Origin of the sequence: Alicyclobacillus sp. ALC3 (genome assembly GCF_028751195.1) — a bacterium.
GTDB lineage: Bacteria > Bacillota > Bacilli > Alicyclobacillales > Alicyclobacillaceae > Alicyclobacillus_L.
In genome coordinates this window covers 4,254,332-4,275,094 of record NZ_CP066784.1, presented here as the reverse complement: position 1 = coordinate 4,275,094, position 20,763 = coordinate 4,254,332, and the positions used below count along the sequence as shown (strand labels likewise).

General features: G+C 55.0%; 18 protein-coding genes and 1 pseudogene. 2 read left to right on the top strand and 17 right to left on the bottom strand.

Annotated features, from left to right (window positions below; genetic code table 11):
• Positions 1-94: 94 nt before the first annotated feature.
• Together thiC and JC200_RS19885 are read left to right on the top strand one after the other, a co-directional pair.
• Positions 95-1,873, top strand: a complete 1,779-nt coding sequence (gene thiC, locus JC200_RS19890; RefSeq protein WP_274433442.1) for a phosphomethylpyrimidine synthase ThiC — start codon at positions 95-97, stop codon at positions 1,871-1,873.
• A 98-nt stretch (positions 1,874-1,971) separates the two neighbouring features.
• Positions 1,972-2,601 carry a histidine phosphatase family protein gene (locus tag JC200_RS19885; protein ID WP_274433441.1) on the top strand — a complete coding sequence of 210 codons (630 nt, stop codon included), beginning with the start codon at positions 1,972-1,974 and terminating at the stop codon, positions 2,599-2,601.
• Here the strand turns inward: JC200_RS19885 and JC200_RS19880 are convergent.
• The 17 genes and pseudogenes from JC200_RS19880 to JC200_RS19805 all read right to left on the bottom strand — a co-directional run.
• The gene (locus JC200_RS19880) at positions 2,580-3,635 is read right to left on the bottom strand and encodes a pyridoxal phosphate-dependent aminotransferase (protein WP_274433440.1); all 1,056 of its coding nucleotides are present in this window, start codon (positions 3,633-3,635) and stop codon (positions 2,580-2,582) included. The two genes, JC200_RS19885 and JC200_RS19880, sit on opposite strands and share 22 nt — an antisense overlap.
• A gap of 142 nt (positions 3,636-3,777) precedes the next feature.
• A complete protein-coding gene (gene cobS / locus JC200_RS19875) occupies positions 3,778-4,569 on the bottom strand; it encodes an adenosylcobinamide-GDP ribazoletransferase (protein ID WP_274433439.1) in 792 nt (263 codons plus the stop codon).
• Complete coding sequence (gene cbiB, locus JC200_RS19870; RefSeq protein ID WP_274433437.1) at positions 4,545-5,528, bottom strand: adenosylcobinamide-phosphate synthase CbiB; 984 nt, start codon at positions 5,526-5,528, stop codon at positions 4,545-4,547. The genes cobS and cbiB overlap by 25 nt, the downstream gene beginning before the upstream one ends.
• The gene (gene cobU / locus JC200_RS19865) at positions 5,525-6,076 is read right to left on the bottom strand and encodes a bifunctional adenosylcobinamide kinase/adenosylcobinamide-phosphate guanylyltransferase (RefSeq protein ID WP_443111842.1); all 552 of its coding nucleotides are present in this window, start codon (positions 6,074-6,076) and stop codon (positions 5,525-5,527) included. Before cobU ends, cbiB begins: the two co-directional genes overlap by 4 nt.
• 176 nt (positions 6,077-6,252) lie before the next feature.
• On the bottom strand, positions 6,253-6,819 hold the full coding sequence (locus tag JC200_RS19860; protein WP_206652151.1) for a cob(I)yrinic acid a,c-diamide adenosyltransferase: 567 nt from the start codon (positions 6,817-6,819) through the stop codon (positions 6,253-6,255).
• Between the two features lie 328 nt (positions 6,820-7,147).
• Entirely contained in the window at positions 7,148-7,708 is a 561-nt protein-coding gene (locus JC200_RS24535) for a histidine phosphatase family protein (RefSeq protein WP_443111841.1), read from the bottom strand.
• A gap of 50 nt (positions 7,709-7,758) precedes the next feature.
• On the bottom strand, positions 7,759-9,300 hold the full coding sequence (locus JC200_RS19855) for a cobyric acid synthase (protein ID WP_274436606.1): 1,542 nt from the start codon (positions 9,298-9,300) through the stop codon (positions 7,759-7,761).
• A gap of 107 nt (positions 9,301-9,407) precedes the next feature.
• Positions 9,408-10,826, bottom strand: a complete 1,419-nt coding sequence (locus tag JC200_RS19850; RefSeq protein WP_274433435.1) for a purine-cytosine permease family protein — start codon at positions 10,824-10,826, stop codon at positions 9,408-9,410.
• Positions 10,823-12,337 carry a precorrin-2 dehydrogenase/sirohydrochlorin ferrochelatase family protein gene (locus tag JC200_RS19845; RefSeq protein WP_274433433.1) on the bottom strand — a complete coding sequence of 505 codons (1,515 nt, stop codon included), beginning with the start codon at positions 12,335-12,337 and terminating at the stop codon, positions 10,823-10,825. The genes JC200_RS19850 and JC200_RS19845 overlap by 4 nt, the downstream gene beginning before the upstream one ends.
• Before the next feature lie 2 nt (positions 12,338-12,339).
• Positions 12,340-13,368 carry a HoxN/HupN/NixA family nickel/cobalt transporter gene (locus JC200_RS19840; protein WP_274433432.1) on the bottom strand — a complete coding sequence of 343 codons (1,029 nt, stop codon included), beginning with the start codon at positions 13,366-13,368 and terminating at the stop codon, positions 12,340-12,342.
• Positions 13,361-14,959: a cobyrinic acid a,c-diamide synthase CobB gene (locus JC200_RS19835; RefSeq protein WP_274433431.1), complete on the bottom strand. Its 1,599-nt coding sequence runs from the start codon at positions 14,957-14,959 to the stop codon at positions 13,361-13,363. Before JC200_RS19835 ends, JC200_RS19840 begins: the two co-directional genes overlap by 8 nt.
• Before the next feature lie 16 nt (positions 14,960-14,975).
• Positions 14,976-16,067, bottom strand: coding sequence for a cobalt-precorrin 5A hydrolase (locus tag JC200_RS19830; RefSeq protein ID WP_274433430.1), 1,092 nt, complete (start codon positions 16,065-16,067; stop codon positions 14,976-14,978).
• The gene (gene cobM, locus JC200_RS19825; protein WP_274433429.1) at positions 16,060-16,854 is read right to left on the bottom strand and encodes a precorrin-4 C(11)-methyltransferase; all 795 of its coding nucleotides are present in this window, start codon (positions 16,852-16,854) and stop codon (positions 16,060-16,062) included. The genes JC200_RS19830 and cobM overlap by 8 nt, the downstream gene beginning before the upstream one ends.
• Entirely contained in the window at positions 16,851-17,630 is a 780-nt protein-coding gene (gene cobI, locus JC200_RS19820) for a precorrin-2 C(20)-methyltransferase (protein ID WP_274436605.1), read from the bottom strand. The genes cobM and cobI overlap by 4 nt, the downstream gene beginning before the upstream one ends.
• Positions 17,623-18,867, bottom strand: coding sequence for a precorrin-6y C5,15-methyltransferase (decarboxylating) subunit CbiE (cbiE, locus tag JC200_RS19815; protein WP_274433428.1), 1,245 nt, complete (start codon positions 18,865-18,867; stop codon positions 17,623-17,625). The genes cobI and cbiE overlap by 8 nt, the downstream gene beginning before the upstream one ends.
• Positions 18,857-19,957: a cobalt-precorrin-5B (C(1))-methyltransferase gene (locus tag JC200_RS19810; RefSeq protein WP_274436604.1), complete on the bottom strand. Its 1,101-nt coding sequence runs from the start codon at positions 19,955-19,957 to the stop codon at positions 18,857-18,859. The genes cbiE and JC200_RS19810 overlap by 11 nt, the downstream gene beginning before the upstream one ends.
• Before the next feature lie 93 nt (positions 19,958-20,050).
• Positions 20,051-20,689, bottom strand: a pseudogene (locus JC200_RS19805) (precorrin-8X methylmutase); the annotation flags it as partial.
• Positions 20,690-20,763: the final 74 nt, after the last annotated feature.

Below are 20,763 nucleotides of genomic sequence, written 5' to 3'. Positions count from 1 at the left end.
TTTATGTGCAGTCCGCCGCGAGCACTCTCCGGCGGTCTTTTTGATGGTCGACTTTCCCCTCACGGTCCGGTGCGAGACCGAAGGAGGTCAAAACATGTCCACAACGATTCCAAGTATCCACAACGACAGCGAATATTTTCCGAACAGTAAGAAGGTATACTTGCAAGGTTCGCAACCGGATATCCAGGTCCCGATGCGTGAGATTCACCTGTCCCCCACGACTGGGCGTTTTGGCGACCAAGTAAATGAACCTGTTCGCGTCTATGATACCAGCGGGATATACACCGATTTAGATGCTGCCGTGGATATCCATCGTGGCTTACCACCCCTTCGACAGAGATGGATTCTTAATCGAGGCGATGTGGAGTCCTATGAGGGCCGTCAAATTCTCCCCATCGATAACGGTCTGCCTGCTGGCCAAGGGAATGCCAATGCTGAGGTATTCCCAGGATTAGTGAGGAAACCCCTGCGGGCAAGAGCAGGTCAGAATGTCACACAAATGCACTATGCAAGGCGTGGCATTCTCACGTCGGAAATGAAATTTATTGCGATTCGGGAGGGTATGGACGCCGAGTTTGTCCGCAAGGAGGTCGCCGAAGGGCGCGCCATTATTCCATCTAACATCAATCACCCAGAGAGTGAACCGATGATTATTGGCCGTAATTTTCACGTCAAAATCAATGCCAACATCGGGAATTCAGCGGTCGCGTCGTCGATTGAGGAAGAAGTCAATAAAATGAGGTGGGCAACGCTTTGGGGTGCCGACACGGTGATGGACCTATCCACCGGGAAAAACATCCATACCACGCGCGAGTGGATCATCCGGAATTCCCCTGTTCCAATTGGAACTGTTCCTATTTATCAAGCACTTGAAAAAGTAGGCGGAGAAGCCGAGGCTTTGACTTGGGAAATCTACCGTGACACTCTGATTGAACAAGCTGAGCAAGGCGTCGACTATTTCACGATTCATGCCGGGGTCCTGTTGCGCTACATTCCTCTGACGGCAAAACGTGTAACCGGAATTGTCTCACGGGGCGGCTCCATACTCGCTGCCTGGTGTCTGGCACACCACCAGGAAAACTTCCTGTATACTCACTTCGAGGAAATTTGCGAAATTATGAAAACCTACGATGTTGCCTTTTCTCTCGGTGACGGTCTTCGTCCCGGATCCATTGCCGACGCGAATGACGAGGCGCAATTTGCCGAGCTGGATACCCTCGGTGAATTAACAAAAATCGCCTGGAAACACGATGTACAGGTGATGATTGAGGGTCCAGGACACGTTCCGATGCACAAAATCAAGGAAAACGTAGATCGACAGTTGGCAGTGTGTCATGAAGCCCCCTTTTATACTCTCGGGCCCCTGACAACGGATATTGCTCCGGGATATGACCACATTACGTCGGCTATCGGAGCAGCCATGATTGGATGGTTTGGTACCGCTATGTTGTGCTATGTCACGCCAAAGGAACACCTAGGCTTACCGAATCGGGATGATGTCAAAGAAGGGGTGATTACGTATAAAATCGCTGTGCACGCGGCGGACCTGGCGAAAGGGCATCCAAACGCCCAACAGCGCGACAACGCCTTGTCGAAAGCCCGGTTTGAATTTCGCTGGCGCGACCAGTTCAATCTCTCCCTAGATCCGCAGCGTGCCATCTCATTTCACGATCAAACCTTGCCAGCAGAACCTGCAAAGACTGCACACTTTTGTTCCATGTGTGGACCTAAGTTCTGTAGTATGCGCATCACGCAAGACATTCGAGAGTTCGCAAGGGAAAAGGGACTTGATACGGAATCGGCGATTCACCTGGGGATGGATGAGAAAGCCGAAGAATTCCGTAAATCAGGAAATCAAATCTATCAGAGCTAGGTACTCCTGCGAGGCGGTCAGGGGCTATCCCTGACCGCCTCTGTTTTCTGATTTGTCATGGTTCACATTTGCTGCCATGAAAGGCGTGAGTAGCGTACATGGCCCTTGTATGGTTGATTCGGCACGCAGCGACGGACGAAAACCTGCGCTATCAGATGATTGGTATGACCGACGTTTCACTGGGTACGACGGGCATGGAACAGGCAAGAGCCCTAGCCCAGCGGCTCAAATCGGTGAAATTTGAAGCCATTTATACGAGTCCTTTGGTAAGGGCAAGGGAAACTGCGACTCTCATTGCAACGGAAAACAAGCACTTTCCATCCATTCAACTGCAGGACGAATTGAAAGAGCTGCACCTAGGTGAATTTGAAGGCGCCTCTTCTTTTCAAGCCTACGAGCAATTTCAATCGATTATGGATAAGGCCTTGGATTCCTCTACAGACGATTTCGCGTTCCCTGGTGGAGAATGGCGTTCCACGGCCGTCAAACGGTTTAACCGGGCCCTTTGGAAAATTGTGCTTCAGCACCCGGACGGTCATATCTGTGTGGTCACACACGGCGCCGTAATTGGGTTGTGGCTGAGCTTCCTGCACAAGGTACCGCTTGGCAGGTTTCGGGACTACCAACCTCAACACGCTGCCATTACTACCGTCCTCGCAGGGTCGCTACATGTGCAATTCAGATTGTTAAGCTTGAACGAAACTGGTCACTTGAGTGTCTCGAAGTAGGACATGACGGCCTGATGCAGAACGAGATTTTCGGCTGCCGTACGGATGGCAAGCCGATAAAACCCTGACTCCAGACCGACAAAGCTGGCACAATGGCGAATCAACATGCCTCGACCCTGCAGGTGTTGTTCGACAAGATGCCCTATTTCAGGATGATGAAATTGAAGTAAGAAAAAGTTTACCTGTCCCATATGCAACGTAACCGTTGCGACCGCAGGGCGTCCGGCTGGGACTTTCGTCCAGAGTCGCCGTACGTGCTCCTGCTCCGCATGTAGCCACCCCCAGGTATCTTTTTGGAACCCGTTGTCCTTGTAAGCCTCTGCAGCGGCAATCTGAGCGAGTTGATTGACACTCCAACCATCACGAAGGCGTTCAATCCGATGAAAATGCGAAGAAGAGCCAATTGCAAAACCAAAGCGTAATCCGGGCAAGGCGTAGAACTTGGTTGCCGAACGAATGATGAATAAGGATTCAGACTGCACCGCGTGAGGAATCACTGTATAGTCGGTCTCATCGGGCACGAAGTCCAGAAACGACTCATCGACAACCACTTGGACTCCCCGCTCCTGCCACGCATGTGCTTGGGTTATCCAATCGCGGGCTTTCACACAGGTACCGGTCGGGTTGTGTGGATTATTCAGGAAGACAAGGTCACCACTGTGCAAAACGAGTTCCAACTCATCAAGCGGGAGTTGGAACGATGGAGCGGACGAATTCCACGGACCAAGGAGAGACATGGAGAGAACCTGTATGCCGTGGCGCTCTGCCGCTCTCCGGTACTCCGAAAACGCCGGTTCGAGAACCACGACCCGTGTCGGTTTCAAGGACTGCAAGAGAAGGTCAATCACCTCACTCGCGCCGTTGCCGCATAAAACCTGTGAAGGATGGACCCCAAAGTGCTGTGCCAAAACTTCCCTTACCTCGGTATGATTCGGGTCTGGGTAGTGACGAATCAAGGCCAAGCTGCCTTGTAGAGCGTTCATCACAGAAACAGGTGGGCCGAGCGGGTTAATATTGGCACTAAAATCAATCACGTCATTCCAATTCCTCCCATGTAAGGCGGCGTAGCGGTGAACCTGCCCTCCGTGATCGAACCTGTGTGAATCAGGAGCCGATGAATTTCTTTTATTTCTCGTCCCCGTTGGGTGCAAGTCCTCCACGATGAGATCCCCCGTTTCATGGATGCAGGAATAGCCCGAATCCCAGTATCCACCCGAACCACTCCATAATCTCGTTCAACGCCCCATAAGTATCCCCGGTCATGCCTCCGAACCGCCGACTGAAAAAGATCGTTGTGAGAATGGCCACCAGAACACTCCCCACCCACATCACAACTCCTAGCCAAACAGGGCTCCAGGCGAGCGAAAAAATAATCGAGACCATGGCTGCTGTCCATAGGGCCGAGCGCGGGATTCTTTGCGCAAACAGACCCGCTAATCCTTCCTTTCCTCGCGCAGACGGTGACAGCCTCATCGCCAGCACCATCGTGAACCGCGAGAGTACAGGAGGAATGACAATGACTCCGACGGCGCTCACGGGAAGCGCACTTAAGACGGCCAGTTTCCCACTGTAAACGATGACGGCCGCCACGACTCCCATGGCACCGACGCGACTGTCCTTCATAATCTCAAGCGCACGTTCTCGAGGCTTTCGACTGCCAAGCGCGTCCGCCGTATCCATTAGCCCATCCAAATGCAATGCACCCGTCAGGAGGGTATAGAGGGTGAGTGCAATACTGGTGCTGACGAGGTTGGGGAACACCAGGCGCAAAAGAAACTCCATTGCCCATAAGATGATGCCAAGGACGACTCCAACCAACGGAAAGAACATGCTGCTGAGACGAATCTCCGCTTCAGAGACGTACGAAAGATTTGGGAGTGGAAAGGTGGTTAAAAACTGTGCCGCGAGAAGCGCTTGCCTCAGCACGGCTGTAATCCTGTCGTTTACAACCTGAATCCATCCTGCCACAGAACCAGTCCTCCCGCCATCACACACAAAATGACCAACATGGATAACGACACAAGGTTCACCAGCCGGAGTGCCAGCAAAATATCGTTCAAAACGAGCGGGCGTCGAGCTTCACCCATGGTTGCTCGTTGCGATGCCACCCCGTGATACACATTCGTACCCCCGAGTTGTACCGACAATGCTCCTGCTACCATGGCTTCCGGAATTCCAGAGTTCGGACTCGGGTGATGCCTTGCGTCGCGGCGGAGGGCCAACCAAGCCTGTCGAACGGAAAGGTGAGCCAGCCCAATTGCAGCAAATAGTAAGAGCACCGTCAGCCTGGCTGGCAGGTAGTTGACAACATCGTCCAGTCTTGCTGAAACTCGGCCAAAAAACTGATAGCGTTCATTTTTGTAGCCAACCATCGAATCCAGTGTATTCACAGCGCGATAAGCCATCGCAAGCGGTGCACCACCGATGAGCCCAAAGAGAACGGGAGAGACAATCGCATCGACGATATTTTCAGCCAAGGTCTCTACCGTCGCCCGTACCACTTCTACGTCATTCAGGTGGTCGGTATCCCGACCCACAATCTTACCCACCTCCCGTCGGGCCGCGAGAAGCCCTTGCTTGGTTAAAGCTGTATGAACGGTACGACCAGCGTCCATAAGACTCTTCCACGCAATCGTGGTCGAGATGAACCAGATATTCAGAAGGACTGCGATGACCGGCAGCCAGTGATAGAACCACAGCAACAGTGCGAACGGAATCAACCAGGACAACCCGACCGTAGATGCAGCCAAGGCAAGACCCAGGAACAGGCGGCGGCTTGAACGTTCCTGATACGGCGGGCGGTTCCACTTCTTCTCCCAGAAGGAAGTCCAGCGGCCCATGAAGATGACTGGATGCGGGAGCCACTGTGGGTCGCCAACTGCTGTATCGACGACCAGGGCCAGGATGACGACCACGACGTGGCTCACCACTTGGCTTCCAGCTTTCGCAAGTCGACTGGAACCCCGGCCACCACGAGCAAAACAGACTTTGCTACTCTGGCCACAGACTGATTGAACCACCCCAGCCAGTCCCGATACTTTCGCGTCAGAGCATCGGCCGGGACAATACCAGACCCCACCTCATTGCTGACGACAATAAGCGGCGCAGGGTATTCTAGTGACGCTGCAAGAAACGACTCGATTTGAGCCTGAACGTCACAATGTGCAAACATCCAGTTACTCAATAACAGGGACAGACAATCGATCAGAATAACGGGCGGCACCGGCCGTTGGCTCAGTTTTTGCAATATGTTTTGCGGGTCTAGCGCCTCTTCGATGGTCGTCCAATCGCGGGGCCGGTCGGCCTGATGGATAGCAATGCGTTCTTTCATTTCATCATCGAGTACCTTTGCAGTAGCCAGGTAGACGACGGAACGTGGTTCACCAACGGAGCTTTTCGAGACTTTCGACGCGAAGTGCTCGGCAAAGGCACTCTTGCCGCTACGCGCGCCGCCAAGCACGAACGTAATCGCCAAACTCATCTTCCCTCTCTGTTTCAGTTTCGTGCAACGAATGCGAAAGTTTCATTGTCTCGTACGCTTTTTGCGATCCGATTCGGTCCCCAGGTCGTTCTCTCACCGAACTGCACCGGACCTTGCTCAGTCAAACTATGGATGGAACCATCGGACAAAGCCCCCGAATCCATCCCTCCTTACTCTCGAAAAACATTTGGACTGTGCTCATAGAAGACGTCGCTCCTATGATTTCGAGTGTTTACCGCCCGGGCAAGTACAAAAAGTAGGTCAGACAATCGATTGAGGTATTTGAGTGTTGGCAGATGGATCTCCTCAACCTGCATCAATTCCACCAGTCGGCGTTCCGCTCTTCGGACTACCGTACAGGCCACATGTAGGTTTGCAGACGCTCGACAGCCGCCCCGCAATATAAACTTTTTGATGACATCCGATTCTTCTTTGTACCTATCAATTTCTGGCTCAAGATCCCCTGCAGCAGTCTCAGGGGTGCGAAACGCATGGATCGCTCCGGGTGCGGCGGCCACATCTGCGCCTACGTCCCACAACGTCTGTTGAACACGGAAAAGCAGATCCATGATGTCTGCGTCACGGTGTGTGTCCAACTCCGCAATCGCTAAGCCTACAAATGCTCCTGCTTCGTCAATCGATCCATAGGCTTCAATGCGTGTGTCGTGTTTGAATCTTCGCTTTCCACCAATCAAGGCTGTCTTGCCTTTATCCCCACCGCGCGTATAAATTCTCATTTTTCATTCCTCCCATCGTGGACAATTCCTTACCTCGTTTTCCGACATACCCCGCATGCATCCTCAAATTTGGGCAACTCGCGACACCATCTGGAAAACTTTAGTCATCACGGTCACGCCAGTCTAAGTGAAGGATTTGGTCGATGATGGAGGCAAGGATACGGTGATGGAATCAGAATCGAAATGACCTTCTCATCCGAACCTGCAATCCAATGTCTGAATCGAACGACCCTGGCGCCCAAACGTCTCTTTGATCCCTCTCTCGTGGTTATCGTTTTCCGTCGAGACGACCTCTGTGTCGGACCAAACGTTAAAAACCTCTTGTTCCTCAGGATATATCCATCACTACCTCGCACCCATTCGATACGACTCCGAAAGATGGACTCAACCTTGTCTTCCCTGCACATGGCCCTCTATAATTCGGGGACATCCTGTCCAGAAGTAGGCGAATCACGCTTCCATGTGTGACGAGTAAAATACGTTCACTCGGGTAATGGCTACGAAGCCGCTCCAACCCAAGCTCGAGCCGGGCTTGAAAATCGGTTCGTGATTCGACGCTATGAGTCGCTTCGAGTGCCTCTACATCCTCAATGAGAAACTTCCGACAGATGTCATCCTTGCACATCCCCTCAAGGTCCCCAAAAGTCCTCTCTGCAAAGGCAGGTTCCACAACGCTCGGAAGTGCAAACCACCTGGAACAAATCTCAGCGGACTCAACCGCTCTCCGTAGCGGGCTGGTGACAATCAACGTGTAATCCTGGCGGGTTTGTTGGCAAAACTGCTCAATTTGTCGCTTCCCTGTATCGTTTATGGGTACATCTCTCTGGCCTTGCAGGCGTTTATTGCGATTCCAATTCGTTTCACCATGACGTAGAAGGTGAATTTTCATATCTGTCCTCCGTTATTCACCGCAACATTGTCTAATCAAGGGCACTCGATTCACTCTTCACGAGTGAGTAATTCGTAAACGCGAGCTAAATTCAAATGGCTTCGAACTACATCCGCCAGACGATCATACGCGTCCTCTCGCGAATTCTGGATGACGACCTTATCGTCCTTGGGTGGCAAGCCTTTGCTCTGTCGTATTTGATTGAGCCAACGGGTCCGAAACTCATCGTTGTGAAAAATGCCGTGTAGATACGTTCCGACGATACGTCCATCATCCGAGACGGCACCTTCTATCCGTGCATGATCTTGAGATGGTCCCCCAATGGATGCACTGACACGTGCAAAAGCGTGACCCTGTTCGAGTCCTGTTGTTTTCCCCATGTGGATCTCATACCCGCTTACGCTTACGCCCGTGAAAGGAGCCAGCAGATCCCCTTCAACCAAGATCGTTTCCTTTTCTTGTGCAATGGTAGTCTCGTAGGAAAATATTCCAATGCCTTCACATTCACTGTGCCTTTCGTCTTCCTGATGCCATGGATCGAAAACACGCTGGCCCAGCATTTGATAACCTCCGCAGATTCCGAGAATCGTCCGCCCCATCTGGCTTACTTGCTGAATCACGGCAGCAAGCCCGTACTCGAATAGCCAAATGAGGTCCGACATGGTACTCTTCGTTCCCGGCAGGATGATCGCGTCGGCCCTCTGTAAAGCTACTGGCTCCGTTGTAAAAAACGCCTCCACATCGGGCTCAAGAAACAGGGGATCAAAATCTGTAAAATTTGCAATATGCGGGAGTCTTACGACGGCCACCCGGATCTGTGGTGGCCCGACAAAAGTGGAATCTTTTCGCAAGTTTGAATGCGCTCCTCGATAGCGCTCCGATTCAAAGGCCATCGAATCTTCCTCGTCAATGCCGATATTTGAAATGTAAGGAATGACGCCAAGAACCGGGAGGCCAGTATATTGTTCCAGCCATTGCTCTCCATCTTGAAACAGTTCAGGATCGCCTCGAAAACGGTTGATAAGAATCCCCTTTAACCGCCTTCGTTCTTCCGAGGTCATTAACTGCAGCGTACCCACGACCGAAGCAAAGACACCCCCACGATCCACGTCGGCCACGAGAACCACCACTGCGTCCGCCATTTCGGCTGCCCGCAGGTTTGCAATATCCCTTTCCTTCAAGTTCATTTCAACGGGACTTCCCGCCCCCTCCATCACAATTACGTCATGACGTGTCGCGAGAAATTGATACGACTCGACCACCGCCTGCCATAAGGTTTCTTTATAACTCCGAAAATAGTGTCGGGCCGATACGGTATCGTGAACACGTCCTTGAAGCACAATCTGAGTTCGCTGATTTCCAGTAGGTTTTAGAAGAACGGGATTCATGTGTTCATTCGGTCGGATCCCTGCCGCCTCTGCCTGTGCCGCCTGGGCTCTCCCAATTTCACACCCCGACGGAGTCACCGCAGAATTCAGAGACATGTTCTGCGCTTTAAAAGGGGCCACCGAAACTCCGTCCTGGTAAAATATTCGACAGAGCCCCGTGCACACAATGCTCTTGCCGACGCTCGATGCAGTCCCCACAATCATCAAACTTCGCATGCCACTCACCCTTTTCCATGATGCTGAGGTTCCGTATACTCGCGGACCTGCGTCCATCACAGCGCGGTCTGTTCGAATCGGAGTCCGGCGATGTCCTACAAATCGTTATCGAAGAGAGCTTGTCGCTTTGGCCGAAGAGACAAAACCCAATTCGACATCAGACTCACCAAGAATGCAAGACAGACACCCAGCCCGGATTGATAAAACGGACCTTTCGCCAATGGACCCACATAGACGCCAAAATTTGAGAAAAGCATGCCTGTCATCACTCCCACAATCCAACTTGCGACGGACTGCCAGTGAAAAAATGGCGTGCCTGCAAGAAACGCCTGTTTCTCTTTCGAAGCCTGCTCGTTTGCATGTCTATATAATGGGGCCACCACGAAAACACCCGCCCAGGCCGCCAGAGCGAGGCCCATGGCGGTTAAAAAGGACTCGAGAGCCCCCAGCAAAGAGGCATGTCCGAACAGAAAATAGCTCGTCACACCCAGCATGACGAGGGCATCCATGAAAATCGTCTTGTACCTGGCTACGCGCACACCAAGCACGAGCAGATTCAGACCGGATGAATACAGACTAAGATCCGTCTCCGCAGCCAAGCCTCCAACCACTGTCACTAAATATGGGACCATCAGCCACGGTGGCAGTCTCTGCCCCAAGGCCAGGACCGGATTCGCCGATGATGCAATCTTGGGATGCCCAACCGATACTAAAAAACCTATCAGAATCAGGCTTACTAATGGGATCCCGGCTCCGAGCGTCACGGCGGAGATGAGTGCAGATCTCGAGTATCTACGTGACTGATAGCGACTGTAATCTGCCGCCACGTTCACCCAACTGATCCCTGTCCCGGCCACCAAAATCGAAACTGCAGGGAGGAAATTCCCTATCCAGTCAGAGGGAGGTTGTTGAAATACGGTAGACCAATTCGACGCGGCTAACAAAAACACCCCGATTACCGCGGTAAATCCCCCGAGTACCCAAGCCGCCAAACGCTGCACGATGACGAGCGTCGCGTGTCCCAGCAAACCAAATGACCCCGTCAGCAACAGGAACATCAGCAAACTGACACTCGTCGCCAATATCCCAGAAGGAAACCCGAACCATGTCTGCAGCAACGCCGTCAGTGACAAGGTTGCCGTGATGGCCGTGACGGATTCCCACCCCAATAGGTTCACCCAACTGATGAAGACCAAAGGCAGATTACCCAAACGCCCAAATACCCGTCGAGATACGGCGAACATGGGCAGCCCACTGTTACGGCCAGAAACACTCAGCACGCCCACAATCAAAAACGATAGCGCCGACAGAACAGCGGCTAGCAACGCCTGGATAAAATTTAAATGATAGTTGACTAAAATCGCTCCATACAATAGTCCTAAAAGTCCAAGATTCGCCGCAAACCAAATCCAAAACAACTCACTGGGTCGCCCAGTTTGCTCGTCAACCGGAATGGGGTTCATCCCATTTCGTTCGATGCGCCAAGGTGCATTTCCGTTCCGTTCGCTCGTCATCCATGTCTCCCCCTCGGTTCCCCACGAAGACACCCAATTACCGTGACTGGCGCCTGCATGGTTTGTGCAATATCAAGTAGTCTGTCAGGCAGGACGGCAAAAAGCACACATGTGCTTGGACCGCCAGAGACATCGAGATCGATGGGGACTGAAGCCCATTCCACTGAAAGTCGGGCGCTCTTGGCCACTTCCTTTCCCTCATAGCGAATGCCGCGGGAACCTACCGGGACGATATCGAATACACCCGGCTGTCGGCGCAGCCATTGTACATCTGCAACACTCACAATCTCTGGATCATCCATTCGGACATCCACTTTGGGGGCACTTTTCGGCAACCCCGCCAACACCAGGAGGTGTCCCGGTTGCGAGGTTGCCAATTGTAACCGCGGGTTCGTTGTGCTGCCAATGACCGTGACCCCTACTCCCGTCTGCTCGACTGTGACATTGTCTTCTGTGCTGCCATTAAAGGAATCGGGGTTTGTGAGCCCGACGGTGGCGGCCAAGTCATACATCCCTACCAAGATGGCGTCACTATATGCGCCGCGAGGAACTCCAAGATTATGGATCATCAAAAACGGTGTCGCCCCCGCCGCGATCACTTCCAACAAGGGGACCCTGAGTGCAAAGTGCCCGACCACCTCTGGTCTGGCACGTACAGTATCCATGGGCAGTTGCCCAATTCCCGCCAACGCCTCACAGGCCGCAACCAACGTATGGTGAGAGGTCAAACTGACGCAGGTTAAATCCCGGAATGCACGGACAGCCGGGCGCTGTCCCAGCACATTCGGGCTAAACATACGTAAACGCTCCTTCGGGGGAACCGTTTCGTGTTCCTCGTCACCCCATGCGGACGACGTAAATCTCCCACTCCCTATGTCTGGTTGTGACTCAAGCCACGCTCGAACGGCCTTTGGAAAGACGCTAGACCCTTGCGTGAGGTCTTGCGCCAAAACATCTCTTAAGCGCTTGGCGGCCTTGGGGTCCCGGCCATGCGTGGAAACGGCAACACTCAGATGCCCCATGGTGAAACTGGCCGGTACCTGCAAGGAACAACCGTCCGGGTCATCCACCACATTCACAAATCGCTCGTGCCGCTCTGCCTCCGCCGTGATTTGTCGGTTTACCTCCCGTTGATTCGTGGCCGCCACCACCAAGAAACCGCGGGCGGCATCACCCGGCAAATAGGACCGTGCTTCGTAATCAATCGCGCCACGTTCCGCCAGTTCGAGCAGCCGCTCTTGTGCGACCGGACTAATCACCCGGACTCTCGCCCCGGCGGCGAGCAGGGACTCGACTTTCCGAACCGCGACCACACCTCCGCCAATCACGGTGCATGGACGTCCCCGAAGACGCAGCGAAGCCGGGTAGATGGACGGGTCATTCCCGAACCCCTGCTTATCTTCACGTCCTGACGCTCCGTCAGGATTGCGGCTGGGTCCGTGATGCCCCGCGGGCTCTCGCCAGCAGTTTCCCTCCGTCCACTGCTCCTCTCGATTTTTTGGTTCAGTCATCGCTACACCTCTTTGTCTCCAAAATCGATGGACACCGGAGTGCCGTTGTGTCCGCGGCGAAGAAACGCCCACAGAATCGCCCCACCCCAAATCAGTGAGAGTAGTGCGATCATGCCATAGCCAAGTGTTCCAAAGTCCACTCCATCGAGCCAGGACCATAGTCCTCCGTTCTGCTGCGACAGGTGCCCGAATACCTGGAGCCATTCCATCGAACCGATACCAAACGCGAGCAACACGGATACACCCGTCACCCATAAATTGTACGAAAGTTTTCGAACCGGATTCTGAAAGGCCCAACCGTATGCGTAAGTCATAAATACGCCGTCCAGTGTATCTATCAAACTCATACCGGCGGCAAATAACAGTGGCAGCAACAGAACCTCTGCCATGGGGGTACCATGAGCGCTCGCACTCGAAGAGACCCCGAGCAGCGTGACCTCCGAGGCCGTTTCAAAACCCAGTCCAAACAACAGACCGACAAAATACATCTGCCAACTGTGCTCGATCAAACGAAATACGCGACGGAACAGTCGATTGAGCAGTCCCCGCTTCGCGACCAATCCATCAAGACTGACCTCTTCATGTCGCCCGCGAAACATCTGCAGAAAAATAACGAAATTCAGGGTAGCCATCAGATAGAGAAAACCTCCAGAGATGGTGTTGCCGAGCACACTGCCCACGTGTTCCAATTGCGGTAAAGTGGCTTGCACCGAATGTACGGACAGTACCACCAACAGCGTAAGCAGAAAAACAATGGAAGAGTGCCCGAGCGAGAAGTACAATCCAACCGTTAATGAGCGTTTGCCTGTCTGCATGAGTTTACGCGTCGTATTATCAATCGCGGCAATATGGTCCGCATCGACTGCGTGGCGCAGGCCAAACACATACGCCAATGTACCTAGAGAGACGAGGAGGGAATCCCGATGTCCAGCCCGTATCACGAACACCCAAGCCAGAAGGTTCATAAGCAATAGAAATCCAAAGACGCCAATCATCTTGCTCTGCCTAAAGAAACTGAACCGTTTAATCATACGTACCTCCGTGTCGGTCTGAGACCTCGTTCCCTTCGTTCCCGGGTGTCGACGGGACTGAGCCACCATTCTCTCGGTAATCCCGGCAAGACGCAACAAAACGGCGGGCCATACGCGGGTTCGATGCAAAGTGCAAATGCGTATACCCGGCGACCATGTTTCTCCAAACAAAGCCGTCCGGTTTGTGTCCAAAGCGACCGGTCACCTGATATGCCGCTTCAGGATTGGCACCGTAACTACCATCCGCAGTCAAGGCTGTGCCGTCACTTTTTACAGGTGAATCCCTTCTTAGTGCAAACGGTGCAGGTTCCGCTGCGGAGTAATGAAACTCGTGACCTCGTGCCTTTTCTCCCGCCTCAAATAGGATGGATTCGGTTAAAGCTGTGACTTCTCGGTAACCAAGAGCTGCGAGACGAGGTTGCATCGTGACCTTCACCGGAACCAATCCAACCATGGAGTAGGTATTACCGCCAAGGTCGGTGATGGACTGGCTAAGAAACATATAACCACCGCACTCGGCAAACGTGGGCAGACCCTCCGCAATGTGATGGTGCACCTGTTCCAGCAGCGTCTGAGATTCACTCAACCGTCCGGCAAATTCTTCGGGGAATCCCCCTCCCAGGTACAGACCGTCGGCCTCGTCTGGAATCAGTTCACCTGCCAGCGGACTAAAGTAGAGCAACTGTGCGCCATAATGCTCCAACAACTCGAGGTTTTCTGGGTAATAGAAGTTAAACGCGGTGTCCTTGGCAATCGCAATTTTGATCGGCTTATCTGCATGATGACAATGGAGAGAACCACCGGCACCTGCCACCTCAGTTTTTGGCGCCCTGAATAAAACGGGTGAACGGTCCATCAAGTCTGGTGCGCTTCGCGCAGCCGCCAGCAATCCGTCCAAGTCTACGGTTTGCTCCATCGCGTCGGCAAGCGAATCGAACAATGGACGCAGTTCACCGCGCTCGATAGCGGGAATAAGCCCGAGATGGCGGTCCGGAATCTGAATATCCGTTCTCTTCGGCAGGTAACCAAACACCGGCACCGTACATTCCTGCTCGATCGCCTCTTTTACCAATTCAAAGTGATTGTAGCTGCCCACATGGTTGGCCAGTACACCTGCGATGTGAACCGTTTCGTCCAGGCGCTGGAATCCCTTGACGATCGCGGCCGCACTGCGCGCCATCTGGCCGACGTTGACAATCAAGACGACCGGAGCCTGCAGCACTGTGCTCAGTTCCGCCGTACTGCCGGCGTTAGATTTTGGGTCCTTACCATCGTAAAACCCCATGACCCCTTCGATCACACTGACGTCCGCATCCGCGCTGCTTCGCAGGTAAATCTCCATAACGGCCTCTTTGGACAGCATCCATGTGTCGAGGTTGCGCGAAACGCGTCCTGTGACAGCGGTGTGGTAACTGGGATCGATGTAATCCGGCCCTGCTTTGTACCCCTGTACCCTGAGTCTACGCTGTTGCAGGGCGGCCATTAAACCGAGGGTGAACGTCGTCTTCCCGACGCCGCTGTTGGTCCCCGCAAGGACGAAGCGTGGACGTCGCAACAGGCGCTGATCCTCTGACGTGTCGTTGGTGCGCAAATACCTCACATCCCCGCTATGCATCGGCAGTCACCATGCACACCGAGACGGTGACATTGCCAGACTTGACTTTCTCAAGCAGCCAGTCTTTCGCGCCGGAAGACAACCTGGACGCAGGCTCGCACACACCCCATGCTCCGACATAGCGGTACACCGTCTCCGACGGATGGGCGGGCGAAACCTGGTTCAGCTCTGCGGCCGTATACGTGACGAGAGGCCATGCGCGTCGTTCGCACACCTCCAACAGTCCGGGTTCGTCCTGTTTGACATCGATGGTCGCGAGGTTGCGGACGCTGCGCTCGGACAAGCCCAGGTCGTGCAGCGTTTGCACCAGTACAGACTCAATTTCCTCCGCCTTCGTGCCGCGGTTGCAGCCCACTCCAAGGACAATGACCTTGGGCCGGTACAATACCCCGTTGGTCAAAAAATGCTCTTGCTCAGGCAGTGTCAACAGCCGCGGCGTAATCACCAGCGCCGCGTCGAACGGGTCGTGCATGGCCGCTTGGGTGGAAGAAACCACGCGGAGCCACGGCGGCAGCGGTTTTGAATAGGGCCACCAGTTGCGCTCTCCAGCTTCCTGCACGATGTGAACCTGCTGCTCGTTCACCACCGCAGCGCTCACCGCCGTGACTTTTTCAAAGTTCTCAATTTCCCAGCCAAATTCCCTGCCAAGCAGGTCCACAGCCAGCGTTTCGCTTACATCCGAAGCGGTCGTAATGACCGGTTCCGCCCCCAGACAATGCGCCACCTGCTGTGTTAGTTGATTCGCACCACCGAGGTGTCCGGACAGCACGCTGATGACGTGTTGGGCTCGGTCGTCGATCACCACCACGGCCGGGTCGGTTTTTTTATCCTTTAACAAGGGAGCCACCAGGCGCACCATGGCACCCAGGGAAAAGATGCCAATTAACCCTTCGTAGTGCGCAAACAGGTCCGGGACGTACTGGGTGACGGAACCGTCGTACGCGTAAATCCCCCGGGCCGTTTCATCGCCGCGGGCAAACTTCGCCGGGTAATATACGTCCATTCCCGCCAATCCAACCTGCAAACGACGAGCAATCTCCACGCCGTGTTTGGTAATCGCCACAACAGCGTACGGTTTACTCACTCGTCGTCACTCCTTTGCGGTAGCGGTGCGTGAATGTTTCATCGTAAAGCTTCGAGCGCAAGTCGGTGCGATTCGCCAATTCCGGGTCGAGCGCCCATCCCGCCAGAATCATGGCGTGGTTTGAGATGTGCGCGTCGCCCATGGCCCGCACCAAGCCGTGCAAGGTCGTGCGCACGACCTTTTGCTCGGGCCAGGTTGCCTTTTGTACCACCGCGACCGGCGTATCCACCGACCACCCCGCCGCCAGCAGTTCGTCCACCACCGTCTTGGCGCGCGTGGCACTGAGATAAAGCGCGATGGTGCAGTGATGCCCGGCCAAAGCGCGCAGGTTCTCTCGCTCCGGCACCGGCGTCCGGCCCTCGGCGCGCGTCAGGATGACCGTTTGCGTCAGGTCAGGGACCGTCAGCTCCGTCCCAAGCACGGCGGCCGCGGCAAACACGGAACTGACGCCGGGCACGATTTCAACCTCCACCCCTGCCGCCTTGAGCAGCGCCAGTTGTTCCAAAACGGCGCCAAAGACGGCCGGATCGCCTGTGTGCACACGCGCCACGCTCTTGCCCTGACGAACACGGCTGACCATGATGTCCACCATTTGCTCCAAACTCATCCCGGACGTGCGGTGCACTTCCCCCTGCACGTCCGCCATGGCGAGCAATTCGTCGCGCACCAGGCTGTCGGTAAAGAGCACCACGTCGGCCGTTTGCAGAATGCGCATTCCCTTGACTGTAATGAGTTCGGGATCCCCAGGACCTGCACCTACAATGTATACCTTGGGCAACAAGTTCATTTTCTCACCACCATCAGTGTTAAGTAGTTCAGTTCACTGCCGCGCAGTTCTTCCACATTGCGCCAGATGCGCTCGTCCCCGGAAGTCAGCTTCGTCGCCACGGTCGCACACTGAGTCAAATGCAGCTCAGCCAGCACGTCCAGCATCATGTCAAGCACTTTTGCCACCTTGATAAACACCACACAATCGTGCGAGAGCAGGACCTGGCGCATGGCCTCTGGGTCGTCGCGCGCCGGCACAATCGCCACCGACTCGTCTCCGTCCGCCAGTGCCTGTCCGAACCGGGACGCAGCGGCGTTGACCGACGAGATCCCTGGGATGGAGTGGATGTCCACATCCGGGTGCTGCTCTTGCAACATCCGCGCCAGGTGGATGAAGGTGCTGTACAGCATCGGGTCGCCCTCGGTAACAAAGGCTACGTCCCGTCCCTCAACCAGTGCCGCCCATACGTCATCTGCTGTTTGCTGCCACTTAGCTGCCAGCTCCGCCGGGTCCCGGGTCATCGGGAAGACCAGTCCGAGCATCGATTTTTCTGCCGCATCGACATACAACTCCACAATCTCAAGCGCGTAGCTTTTGCTCCCGGAACGCTTTTTCGGATACGCGATCACGGGCGCTTGTTTAAGGGTGCGGTACGCCTTGATGGTAATCAACTCCGGGTCTCCCGGACCGACCCCCACCCCAAACAGGCGGCCCAATTGCGCAGGGCAGGACCGCGTACCTTCCTGTGTGTCTGCCGGACCGGCCGCTTGACCAGTTCTTTGCTGTTCATTCATCACTCTTCTCATCCCCCTCGTTCCCGTGCCTGGCTGTCACAATGTACACAGGGTTCATGCCTTCAAAGCGAGTAAGGTTCAAAATCGGCTTGCTGCGCGCCGTTTGCACCAGTGCAATCGCGACCTCGAAACCGAGCTGTTTCAGGGTTTGAGAAGCCGTCGTTAACGTCTCCAGGGTGGCCGCATTGATCACGATGCGCCCCCTGGGGCGCATCCGCTTTGCGCAAACTTGCAGCAGCTCGGCCAGTTCGCCGCCGCTGCCGCCAACAAACACCGCGTCCGGGTCCGGGAACCCTTCCAGCCCAGCTGGAGCCTTCCCGTGAACCGCGACAAAATCCGTCCGGAACTTGACCTGGTTTTCGCGCAGATTTTCCAAATCGCCCTCGTTTTTCTCAATCGCAAACGCCTGCAGCCCGGGGGTGTGCAAAACGGCCTCAATCGATACCGATCCCGTGCAGGCCCCAATGTCCCATAGCACGTCGCCGGGCCGAAGCGCCAGTTCCGCCAGACTCAGGACGCGAATCTCCTTTTTTGTAATGAGTCCCCGATCCGGTTTGCGCTGCGAGAACTCGCTGTCCTCGATGCCAAGCGGCCAAGCCGCCGGGGCATCCTCGTTCCGTAGCAAAATCACCACATTGAGCGGTGCAAACTCCACGCCAGCCGCTGCCTGCAGACTGTAGCGGCCAGTTCGCTCCGTGGGTCCACCAAGGTTTTCGGCTACAAACATCGCATACTCCGTCATGTCAAAATCCAGCAGGTAGCGCGCAATGCGCGCCGGAGAATTGTCTGCGTCGGTCAGCAGCGCCACAGTCTGCGCATTTCCAATGCGCTGAGCCAGTCCTGCGATTGGACGCCCATGCAAAGAAATGACGCTCGCGTCCTGCCACGATTCCCCACAGCGCGCGAACGCCAGTTGGACGGAACTCAGGTGCGGGATAATGCGTACTCGTTCGCGTCCCAGACGTTTGATCAGTAGAGAACCGATTCCGTAAAACAGCGGATCCCCAGAGGCAAGCACGACCACAGACTGCGTATCGGGCAGGTCTTGCAAGTCATCCAAAAGTGCAGTCAACTTACCTTTAATAACGCGCTGTTCTCCTATATAATTTGGGAAGAAATTCAGTTGACGCTCCCCGCCGACGAGCAGGTCCGCCTGCTCCACGAGCGTGCGCGCATCCCCCATTAGTCCGACGGCTCCGTCGTCGCCAATCCCAACTACGATGACTTCACTCGGCATCGAGCACCGCTCCTCCTAAGTATTCTCCCTGCAGGGTGGTCAAGCGCGTATCAATCCGCAGCCCCCCGCCGATTTGGTTCGCAACCTGTCTGCAGCAGTGCCAACTGACGCGATCGAAAAACTCCCGATACCCCCATTCGACCATCCATTCCGCAACCTGATTGGCCGTGTTGGCCTCCAAAATCTGTGCGCGCAGGTCAGCCGGGACTCCGACTTCGGCCGCCACTTTAGCGAGAAAGCCAAAGTCGATGGGTGCGCTGCGCGCGTGCACCATCATCACGCCCTGAGCCACTTTCGAAAACTTTCCCATCATGCCGACAAACCGGATTTCTCGCATTTCTGTACGCTTGGCGTGGTTGGCCGTAAAGCCGACAAAGTCCCCCATCTCGATAAACGCCTCGATGGGCAGGTCCGGATACATTTTCATCGCGTAGTTTTCACTCCGCCCGCCCGTCGTCAAGACGACGGTGCGCAGCCCTTGTTCCTTCGCCACCGACAATCCGTACGCAATACTTGCCTTGTACGAGGACGTGGAGAAGGGCACCACAATCCCGCGTGTGCCGAGAATCGAGATCCCGCCGATAATCCCCAATCGTCCGTTCAAGGTTTTTTTGGCGATTTCCTCGCCCGCCGGAACGGAGATCACCACGCGCACCCCCCGCGTCAGGTTGTACTGCCAAAGCACCTCTTCGACCACTTCGCGGATCATTTTGCGCGGGACGGGGTTAATGGCAGCCAGCCCGACGGGAATCGGCAGCCCCGGTTTAGTCACGCGGCCAACGCCCACTCCGCCGTCAATCTCCACTTCACCCTCGACGTCCGTCCAGGATACAGCAGCAATGATGGTTGCTCCGTGCGTGGCGTCCGGGTCGTCACCGCCGTCCTTGATGGTGGAGGCAGAGGCCTGAACTTCGGAAAACGCGACATCGTGCAGGGCAAAAGGGACTGTCTCCCCTGCCGGAATTTTGATCACGACGGACTCCACGGTCGTTTGTTCAATCAGGCTTAACAGTGCTCCCTTCGTACAGGCCGTGGCACAAGCTCCGGTGGTGTAGCCGTGGCGCAGCGGCCCTTCTGGCACCTCGAGCATTTCCCCCATGGTACAGCCCCCACACTAAGCGTTTTGCGGGCTGGCCGGATGCTGCGCCGCTGCCGGACCCGTCGGGTTTGCCAGGTATTGCGAGTCAGCCAACAAGGAGAGTGCGTTCACGGCTGCCACAGCAACCGGACTGCCGCCCTTGCGGCCGCGGTTGGCGATGAACGGAATGTCCAATTTCTCCAGTTCGGCCTTGGATTCGGCGGCCGAGACAAATCCGACCGGGACCCCGACGACCATGCTTGGCCATAGCTGCCCAGCCTTTACCAGCCGGATGACTTCGAGCAAGGCAGTGGGGGCGTTGCCGACCACGTAAATGCCGTCTGGCGCTTCTTTGGCCGCTTTGCGAATGGCAGCGATGGCCCGCGTGATGCCCTCTTGCTTCGCCTGGACCAGCACATCCTCGTCCGAGATATAAACCTTTACGTCTCCGCCGAACTTTGCGATTCTCGGTTTGCTGATGCCCGCCTGGACCATTTGTACGTCTGCCACAATCGTGCGTCCCGACCGGATTGCGGCAATGCCGCTATCTACGGCGAGCTCGTGAAACACCAGAGACCGCCCTAATTCAAAGTCTGCCGAGGCGTGAATAACCCGCTGCACCACTTTGAACTGTGCCGGCGTGAACGAGTGTTCGCCAAGTTCCTCAGTAATGATTTCAAAGCTTCTATCCTCAATTTTTTGCGGCTCGATGATTTGGGGTTGAAATTCGGTGCCAAAATCCATGCAAACTCCCTCCAATCCAGAAATTGTGACCTGCTTGATCCCTTTTACCCGTGGATGGACGCATGGGCAAAAAG